Source organism: Nocardiopsis potens DSM 45234 (assembly GCF_000341105.1).
In the GTDB taxonomy this organism is placed as follows: Bacteria; Actinomycetota; Actinomycetes; order Streptosporangiales; family Streptosporangiaceae; genus Nocardiopsis_A; species Nocardiopsis_A potens.
The window spans coordinates 178,636-187,542 of the sequence record NZ_ANBB01000033.1 but is presented as its reverse complement, the minus strand read 5'-3'; the positions used below and the strand labels follow the sequence as shown (position 1 = coordinate 187,542).

9 protein-coding genes are annotated in these 8,907 nt (G+C 74.2%); 1 reads left to right on the top strand and 8 read right to left on the bottom strand.

Annotated features, from left to right (window positions below; all coding sequences use genetic code 11):
• The first annotated feature begins 1,442 nt into the window (after positions 1–1,442).
• Positions 1,443–2,366: a hypothetical protein gene (locus D459_RS36920; RefSeq protein WP_017593380.1), complete on the top strand. Its 924-nt coding sequence runs from the start codon at positions 1,443–1,445 to the stop codon at positions 2,364–2,366.
• A 1,634-nt stretch (positions 2,367–4,000) separates the two neighbouring features.
• Here the strand turns inward: D459_RS36920 and truA are convergent.
• From truA to D459_RS0112620, 8 genes are all read right to left on the bottom strand, one after another.
• Positions 4,001–4,906 carry a tRNA pseudouridine(38-40) synthase TruA gene (gene truA, locus D459_RS0112655; protein WP_017593379.1) on the bottom strand — a complete coding sequence of 302 codons (906 nt, stop codon included), beginning with the start codon at positions 4,904–4,906 and terminating at the stop codon, positions 4,001–4,003.
• A gap of 97 nt (positions 4,907–5,003) precedes the next feature.
• Positions 5,004–5,504: a 50S ribosomal protein L17 gene (gene rplQ, locus D459_RS0112650; RefSeq protein ID WP_026120331.1), complete on the bottom strand. Its 501-nt coding sequence runs from the start codon at positions 5,502–5,504 to the stop codon at positions 5,004–5,006.
• Between the two features lie 69 nt (positions 5,505–5,573).
• Positions 5,574–6,584: a DNA-directed RNA polymerase subunit alpha gene (locus D459_RS0112645; RefSeq protein ID WP_017593377.1), complete on the bottom strand. Its 1,011-nt coding sequence runs from the start codon at positions 6,582–6,584 to the stop codon at positions 5,574–5,576.
• 146 nt (positions 6,585–6,730) lie between these two features.
• The gene (gene rpsK / locus D459_RS0112640; RefSeq protein WP_017593376.1) at positions 6,731–7,138 is read right to left on the bottom strand and encodes a 30S ribosomal protein S11; all 408 of its coding nucleotides are present in this window, start codon (positions 7,136–7,138) and stop codon (positions 6,731–6,733) included.
• Between the two features lie 61 nt (positions 7,139–7,199).
• Positions 7,200–7,580 (bottom strand): 30S ribosomal protein S13, encoded by a 381-nt coding sequence (gene rpsM / locus D459_RS0112635; RefSeq protein WP_017593375.1) that lies wholly within the window; start codon positions 7,578–7,580, stop codon positions 7,200–7,202.
• Positions 7,581–7,749: 169 nt separating this feature from the next.
• Positions 7,750–7,863 (bottom strand): 50S ribosomal protein L36, encoded by a 114-nt coding sequence (rpmJ, locus tag D459_RS0112630; RefSeq protein WP_017537997.1) that lies wholly within the window; start codon positions 7,861–7,863, stop codon positions 7,750–7,752.
• A 70-nt stretch (positions 7,864–7,933) separates the two neighbouring features.
• A complete protein-coding gene (gene infA / locus D459_RS0112625) occupies positions 7,934–8,155 on the bottom strand; it encodes a translation initiation factor IF-1 (RefSeq protein ID WP_017593374.1) in 222 nt (73 codons plus the stop codon).
• A gap of 246 nt (positions 8,156–8,401) precedes the next feature.
• Positions 8,402–8,872 carry a DUF1707 SHOCT-like domain-containing protein gene (locus tag D459_RS0112620; RefSeq protein WP_017593373.1) on the bottom strand — a complete coding sequence of 157 codons (471 nt, stop codon included), beginning with the start codon at positions 8,870–8,872 and terminating at the stop codon, positions 8,402–8,404.
• Positions 8,873–8,907 lie beyond the last annotated feature (35 nt).

Sequence of the window (8,907 nt, the reverse complement as noted above, 5' to 3'; positions counted from 1 at the left end):
ATCTCATTATGCCCCGAGCGGGGAGTGCTTCGTCCGGTCTTCGGCGTGTCGCTCGGAGGGGGACGGCGCCCGATGCCCGCTCCGCCGGGCTTTTCGCGTCCTGGGGAGCGGCCTCACCGGGTCTTCCGGGAGATTACCGTCATACCGTCACCTCATAGGCGCGAACCGGACGCTAGAGTCGGCAGTGAGCATAGCGCGTCCCTCCCGCGCTCCGGCGCACCGAGGCGCCCCCCGCGGGACCGCTCGGTCCCCTGAACCCGACCCGAGGCCCCGTTTTCCGCCCGGCGCACGCCCCCCGCGTCCGCGCCGCGCCTCAGGACAGGCAACGGAGTAGTCCCATCACACCGCATCCGAACGACCCCAGCGCAGGTCGCCCCGGCCCCGACGAGCGGCCGACCGGGCGTCCCGAGGCCGGCCCGCCGCACGGCGCCCCCCGGCCCCCTCAGGCACCCCCGGTGCCGCCCTACCCCCCGCAGGGCGCCCCCCAGGGGCCGCCGCCGGGCGCTCCCCAGGGGCCCCGGCACGGACGGCCCGGCCCCGCCCCGGCCCCGCAGACCGGCGCCCCCGCCGGCGGCCCGCGCCCCCCGATGGGCCCGCCGCCGGGTCCGCCACAGAGCCCACCGCAGGGCCCTCCCCCCGGCCCCGGCCGCCCGCCGGCGTCCCCGCCCATGGGCGCCCCGACCGGCGGCCAGCGCCCGCCGATGAACCAGCCGACCGGCGGCCAGCGCCCTCCCATGAGCGCCCCCACCGGTGGACAGCGCCCCCCGATGGGCTCCCCCACCGCTGGACAGCGCCCCCCGATGGGCGCCCCGACCGGCGGCCAGCGCCCGCCGATGAACCAGCCGACCGGCGGCCAGCGCCCTCCCATGAGCGCCCCCACCGGCGGTCAGCAGCCCCCCGTGAACGCGCCGACCGGCGGGCAGCGCCCCCCGATGAGCGCTCCCACCGACGGGCAGCGCCCCCTCGCGGGACCGCCGCAGGGCCCCCCGCCCGGTGGACCGCAGCCGCCGCCCGGACCGCCGCAGGACGGCCCGCTGGCCCCCGGTCCGGGCGCACCCGCCCACCCGGCCGCCCCGACCGCCGCGGGTGCCCCCGCTCCGAGTGCGCCCGGCCACCCGGCCGCGCCGAACGCCTCGGGTACGCCCCGCGCCGCCCTCCCCGGCACCCCTGCGGACGCGGCGCAGGGGCCGCAGCAGGGCGCTCCGGCCGCGCCGCACGCCCCGCAGGGCCTCCCCGCCGCCCTCGGGCCGGCCGCCCCGGCGCCGGGCGCGCCCGCACCGGGCGCACCTGCTCCGGGCACTCCCCAGGCCCCGCCGAACGGCGGGCCGCAGCCGCCCTCCGGCGCCCCGCAGGGGCCGCCCCCGGGCGCACCGCAGCCGCCTCCCGGACCGCACCCCGGCGCCCCCCGGGAGACCCCGCCGGATCAGCCGCTGCGCGGCCGGGTGATCGGCCCGACCGACGTCCCCGACGGCGCCGTCCCGGTGGAGGAGGAGCCGTACTTCCCCGATGACGCCGGCGGGGCCACCCAGAACATGGCCGCGGTCGGCTCCGACGACGCGACCCAGGCCGTGCCCCGGGTCTCCGAGGAGTTCGGCGGCCGTCCGATGTTCCGCGACGAGGCGCCGCCCTCCGGAGCCAACGCCACCGCGGAGATCGACCTGTCCGGGCTCGACGACTACGACGACGAGCCGCCGCGCCGCCGCGCCGGGTCGGGGAGCCGCACCGGAACCGGCACCAAGGTGCTGATCGGTGTGGGCTTCGTCGCCCTGCTCGCGGCCGGCGGGGGCGGGGCGTTCCTGCTCGCCAACGGCGGCGGGGAGGACGAGGCCGGGCTCTCCTCCGGCGGGACGTCCACGCCCCCGGAGACCCCGGCGGCGCTGGAGTCCGGCGGGCTGTTCCCGGAGAGCCTCACCGTCGAGGGAACCGAGTACGAGCTGGCCCTGGTCGACGACACCGAGGACTGCGCCACCGTGGGCCAGGGCTCCTACGGCGGGGTGCTCGAGGAGAACGGCTGCCGCCAGGTGATCCGCGCGACCTACGTGGACGCCGACGGGGCGGTCGCGGTCACCGCGGGCGTCGCCGCCATGGACTCGGCCGAGCAGGCCACCGCGGCCCTGGAGGCCCAGGACCTGGGCGCCAACCAGTGGTTCGCCGGCCTGAAGGGCAAGGAGGGCAGCGGCGCCGAGCAGCTGGACCGCTCCGCCGGCCAGGGCAGCGGCGGCCAGTGGGGCCCCTACCTGCTGTTCAGCCTGGCCGCCAACTCCGACGGCAGCGCCCCCGGCGAGGGCGGAGCCGACCTGGAGAAGGTCGGCGGCGGCTTCGTCGACACCACCCTGAACTCCCTGGCCGAGCAGGCCGCAGAGTAGCCCCCGACGCACCCCGGCCACAGAGAGAGGGCGCCCGCCACCCCGGCGGCCGCCCTCTCTTCTCTGTACGGGCACCTCACGGGGTGAAGGTTCACACCTGCGGCGACGGCGGGGAGGGGCACCGGCCGGTCGGTCAGGTGCGGCACCCCACAGAGCGAAGGTCCAAGCGGCAGCGACGGCGGGAGGGGGACAACCGGCCAGTCGGTCGGGCGCGGCACCCCACAGAGCGAAGGTCAAGACGAGCGACAACGGCAGCGGTGGGGGCAGGGCGAAGGCGGTCGCCCGAGTACAGCGCCTCGCGGAGCGAAGGTTCAAGCAGGCACCGAGAGCGGTAGGGGGACCGGCCAGTCGGTCGGGCGCGGTGCCTCACGGGGCGAGGGTTCAGGCCCGCGGCGACGGCGGCAGTGGGAACCGGCTGGTCGGTCGGGCGCGGCAGAGCGGGTGGGGCCGGTCGGGGTGAGCCGGAGCGGCGGGTTCGCGTCGCCCCGGCGCCGGGGCCGGCCACCTCTGAAACCGCCACCCCTCCCTGACCTGAGTGAATACGCACGGTGATCGCGGGGAGGGGCGCCCTGCGCACCGCGAGAGCACCCCGGTGATTCCCGGGCGCGCATCCCGGCCCGGATCGGCCCCAGAGGGGCCCGAACGGGGCCGATCAGGTCGGCAATGGAGGGGTCGGGCCACCCGCAAGGCCGCAACACAGAGGGCCGAAACAAGGGAAGAGCGAGAGTGGGGGCGGAATGCCGCTTTTGTTCTTCCGGGGAGCCCTGCTTGGCCACTCTGGGTAACCAGCGAGGGGGTCGCGGGGGCTTCGGGGCTTACTACTCGCTGGTAGATGTACTCGGGGTGCTGCGGAGGTGCGCAGGGCGCCCCCGCCCCCGCCCGATCCCCGCTGCGAACCAGGCATACAGGGATAAGGCCCCTGGCGGGCGCGGGCAGGCGGGCCGGCCCGCGCCGCCGGGGCGCCCCCGCCCCCGCGAGGCGCCGCACCCGGCTGAGATGCCCGGCACCGCGCCTACCGCCGCCGTCGCCGCCTGCCTGAACCGTCACTCCGCGAGGCGCCGCACCCAACCGACCAGCCGGTCCCGCTTCCCGCCTTCGCTGCCTGCTTGAGCCTCGGCCCCGTGAGACGCTGCACCCGGGTGAGGCCTGCGCCCCGCCCTTACCCTTGCCGTCGCCGCCTGGTTGAACCTTCGCTCCGCAGGACGCCGCGCCGGACCGACCGGCCGGTGCCCTTCCCCGCCTTCGCTGCCCGCTTGAACCTCGGCCCCGTGGGGCGCCGCACCCGGCTGGAGTGGCCGGCCCCGCCCCTACCCTTGCCGCCGCTTGAACCGTCACTCCGCGAGACGGCACGCCCGACCGACCGGCCGGTGCCCCTTCCGCCTTCACTGCCTGCTTGAACCTCAGCCCCGTGAGGCGCCGCACCCGACCGACCGGCCGGTCCCCCTCCCGCCTTCACTGCCCGCTTGAACCCCCGCTCCGCGAAGCGCCGCACCCGACCGACCGGCCAGTCCCCCTCCCTGCCGTCGCCGCCCGTTTGAACCCCCGCCCCGTGAGGAGCCGCACCCGGGTGGGGGCTTGGCCCCGGCCCTGCCTCTGCCGTCGGGAAGCCGCTGGGAAGCCGTCGGGGAGCCCCGTCAGGGGCCGAAGGGCTGCTGCGGGGCTGCGGGCGGGAGGGTGCGGACGCGGCGGGTGAGGCGGGCGCGGGCGGCGAGGTCGGTGTCGAGGGGGTAGGCGACCTCCTCCAGGCTCAGGCCGTGCGGGGCGACGACGTGCACCGCGGGGTCGCGGACCCCGGCGGCCAGCACCTCGGCCGGCCACTCCTCCGGGCGGCGGCCGTCGCCGACCGCGAGCATCGCGCCGATCAGCGCGCGGACCATGTTGTGGCAGAAGGCGTCCGCCTGCACGGTGGCCGCGCAGCGGCGGCCCTCCTCCCGCACCCACTCCAGCCGCTGCAGCTCGCGGACGGTGGTGGCACCCTCCCGGCGCTTGCAGAACGCCGCGAAGTCGTGCTCGCCGAGGAGCAGCGCCGCGGCGCGGTTCATCCGGTCGGCGTCCAGCGGGCGCTTGTGCCAGAGCACATCGTGCCGGCGGAGCGGGTCGACCCCGCTCGGGGTGTCGTCCACCCGGTACACGTAGCGCCGGTACAGCGGGGAGAACCGGGCGTCGAAACCGTCCGGGGCGGGCCGGACCGCGGTGACCCGCACGTCCGGCGGCAGCACCCCGGCCAGCCGGCGCGGCACCCGCTCCCCCTCCGCGGCCCAGACCGCCGCGGGCACGTCGGCGTGGGCCGCCTGGCCGCGGGCGTGCACCCCCGCGTCGGTCCGCCCGGCGACGGTCAGCTGCACCTCCGGCACCCGCAGCACCCGGGCCAGGGCCTCCTGCAGCACCCCCTGGACGGTGCGGCGGCCCGGCTGCACCGCCCACCCGGAGAAGCCGGATCCGTCGTAGGCGATGTCCAGCCGGATCCGGACCTCCTCCGGACCTCCCCCGGCGGCTTCTCCCCCGACGGCGTCTTCCCCGGCGGCGTCTTCCGTGGGCATCGGTTCCCCTCCGTGCGGCGTCGAAAGAACGGTGGAAAGCAGCGGTGCCCGGCCCCCAGACGGGGACCGGGCACCGGCGGCCCGCAGTGCGCGGAGCCTACTTCTCGTCGGCCTTCGCCTCGGCCTGCTCCTCGGGAGCCTCCTCCGCGGGGGTCTCCTCGGCGGCGGTCTCCTCCGCCTTCGGAGCCTCCTCGGCCTTGGGGGCCTCCTCCGCCTTGACCGTCTTGGCGGCCGGGCGGTTCAGCGCCTCGACCAGCTCGATGACGGCCATCGGGGCGTTGTCGCCCTTGCGCGGCCCGATCTTCGTGATCCGGGTGTAGCCGCCCTCGCGGTTCTCGAACCGCGGGCCGATCACGGTGAACAGCTCGTGCACGACCGACTTGTCGGTGATCGTGCGCAGCACCTGGCGGCGGGCGTGCAGGTCGCCGCGCTTGCCCAGGGTGATGAGCTTCTCCGCGTACGGACGCAGGCGCTTGGCCTTGGCCTCCGTGGTCTTGATGCGGCCGTGCTGGAACAGCGAGGTCGCCAGGTTCGCCAGCATGAGCCGCTCATGAGCCGGCCCGGAGCCCAGGCGGGCCCCCTTCGTTGGCGTGGGCATGGTGTGGTTCTCCTAGTGATGCGGTCCGCAGCCCGGCACACGGCCGCCGCAGACCATGGGCGACGTCTTCTAGTACTGCTCGGTCTCGACGTAGTCGTCGTCGGAACCGTAGGAGTCCGCCGCGCTGCTCGGGTCGAATCCGGGCGGGGAGTCCTTCAGCGAGAGGCCCATGTCGATGAGCTTCTGCTTGACCTCCTCGATGGACTTGGCACCGAAGTTGCGGATGTCCAGGAGGTCCTGCTCGGAGCGGGCGACCAGCTCGCCCACGCTGTGGATCCCCTCCCGCTTGAGGCAGTTGTAGGAGCGAACCGTCAGGTTGAGGTCCTCGATCGGCAGCGCCAGGTCGGCGGCGAGCGCGGCGTCCGTGGGGGACGGGCCCATGTCGATGCCCTCGGCGTCGACGTTGAGCTCCCGCGCCAGCCCGAACAGCTCGACCAGCGTCTTGCCGGCGCTCGCGACGGCGTCGCGCGGCCGGATGCACGGCTTGGTCTCGATGTCCAGGATCAGCCGGTCGAAGTCGGTGCGCTGCTCGACACGGGTGGCCTCGACCTTGTAGGTGACCCGCAGGACCGGCGAGTAGATGGAGTCGATCGGGATGCGGCCGATCTCCTGGCCGGGCTGCTTGTTCTGGGTCGCCGAGACGTAGCCGCGGCCGCGCTCGACCGTCAGCTCCATCTCCAGCTTGCCCTTGCCGTTGAGGGTGGCGATGTGCAGGTCGGGGTTGTGCACCTCGACCCCCGCCGGCGGGGCGATGTCCGCTGCGGTGACGACACCGGGGCCCTGCTTGCGCAGGTACATCAGAACCGGCTCGTCGTGCTCCGAGGAGACGACGAGGCCCTTGAGGTTCAGGATGATCTCGGTGACGTCCTCCTTGACGCCGGGCACGGTGGTGAACTCGTGCTCGACGCCCTCGATGCGGATGCTGGTGACGGCCGCACCGGGGATGGAGGAGAGCAGGGTCCGCCGGAGCGAGTTGCCGATGGTGTAGCCGAAGCCCGGCTCCAGCGGCTCGATGACGAACTTGGACCGGAGCTCCGACAGGCTCTCCTCGGAGAGGGTCGGACGCTGAGCGATCAGCATGTGACGGTTTTCCTTTCCCACGGCCGCCCGCTATATGACGGCCACTGGACGGCCCCGCGGTCGCGGAGCCTCTTCAACTGCCTACCCGCTCCGCGGGGGCCCGATGCGGACCCCGCGGGCGGCGCGGCGCTGCTGCGCTGCGCGGGTCAGACCCGGCGGCGCTTCGGCGGACGGCAGCCGTTGTGCGGCACCGGCGTGACGTCCTGGATGGAGCCCACCTCCAGGCCGGTGGCCTGGAGCGAGCGGATCGCGGTCTCGCGGCCGGAGCCCGGACCCTTGACGAAGACGTCGACCTTGCGCACCCCGTGCTCCTGGGCGCGGCGGGCGGCGGCCTCGGCGGCCATCTGGGCGGCGAACGGGGTGGACTTGCGCGACCCCTTGAAGCCGACCTGCCCGGAGCTCGCCCACGAGATCACCGCACCGGTCGGGTCGGTGATGCTCACGATGGTGTTGTTGAACGTGCTCTTGATGTGAGCATGCCCGTGGGCGATGTTCTTCTTTTCCTTGCGGCGCACCTTGCGCGCGGCGCCCTGCTGGCGGCCCTTAGGCGGCATTCCTTCACTCTCCCAAGATCATCGATCCGTACGGCCCGCGTGCGTGCGGGGGCCGGGCGGACTACTTCTTGCCGGCCTTCTTCTTGCCGGCCACGGTCTTCTTCTTGCCCTTGCGGGTGCGGGCGTTGGTCTGCGTGCGCTGACCGTGGACCGGAAGGCCGCGGCGGTGACGGATGCCCTGGTAGCAGGCGATCTCCATCTTGCGGCGGATGTCGGCCTGGACCTCGCGCCGCAGGTCGCCCTCGACCTGGTAGTTCGCGTCGATCCAGTCGCGCAGGCGGCCGAGCTCGTCCTCGGTGAGCTGGTGCACGCGGGTGTCGGGGCTGACCCCGGTGTTCTTGAGGGTCTCGATCGCGCGGGTGCGGCCGATCCCGAAAACATAGGTGAGAGCGATCTCCACGCGCTTGTCGCGCGGGAGGTCGACGCCGGAAAGGCGTGCCATGTGGGCGAAGCTCCTTCGTGCTGTGCGGAGGTCTTACCCGTTCCACTGCCCTCTCGTCGCCCTTTCGACGAGGCCCCGGCCTCCGACCGGGGGTTGTCCCCGCGCACCGCGGGAACCGGAACAGGCCTTCTTCAAACGCGTTGCGCCGGGAAGAGCCGGCGCCGGGGATCTAGCCCTGGCGCTGCTTGTGGCGCGGGTCCGAGCAGATGACCATGATCCGGCCGTGGCGGCGGATCACTCGGCACTTCGCGCAGATCTTCTTGACGCTCGGCTTGACCTTCATGGTGTCTCCGAACTCGGGCCGCCCTGGCCGTCCCGGGTGGACCGGGGCGGCGGCAGGCGGCCTTGGGTGGCTACTTGTAGCGGTAAACGATGCGCCCGCGGGTGAGGTCGTACGGGCTCAGCTCCACGACGACGCGGTCGTCGGGGAGGATGCGGATGTAGTGCATCCGCATCTTGCCGCTGATGTGGGCAAGGACCTTGTGCCCGTTGTCGAGCTCCACTCGGAACATCGCGTTGGGTAGGGACTCGATAACGGAGCCCTCGATCTCGATGGCGCCGTCTTTCTTAGCCATATCCTCCACGCTTCAGGAATCGCCCCCGGCGCAGGCCGGGGAAGCATAAGACCGGCCGGCCCGGATCGGGCCGACGGGGCACACTGCTGAATCGAACATTGACAATCAGGTCAACTGCGACAGCATACGCACTGATCCCAGCGGATGCGAAAGAAGGCAGCCGGACCCAACAACCCGAGTGTGGGCATGGCCAGTCTATCCTGCCCGCGCCACTGCCCGGTCACCCGCGGCGCGCAGGGCGGGGGCTCACTCCCCCGCCTCCTCGGCCTCACCGCCGCCGCGCTGCAGCAGGGCCAGGGTGATGGTGATGAAGAGCATCACGATCCCCCACGGGAAGAGCACCCAGAGGAACCACGGGTAGCCGACCTCCCCGGTGAGGAAGAGGATCAGCCAGATGACGAAGCACAGGGTGTTCACCCCGGCCCACAGCCCCCACGGGATGAGCAGCGCGGGATCGCGGAGCACCCCCCGCTCCGGCGGCAGCGCGGCCGGCTCGGCCCGGACCGCGGCCGGCTCCGGCGCGGCCGCCTCCCCGTCCGGGAGGTCCGCGGTCACCGCCTCCAGCTCGCGCCGGGTGCGCGCCCGGTAGGCCGACTCCAGCCGGGAGCTGAACTCCCCGCTGTCCAGCCGCCCCTGCGCGAAGCTCTCCTGGAGGAACTTGGCGACCCGGTCCCGCTCGGCGTCTCCGGCCCGCAGGTCGAGGGGGTCATCGACCACGGATCCACCGCCCTCGCCCGAAAAGCCCGCCCTTA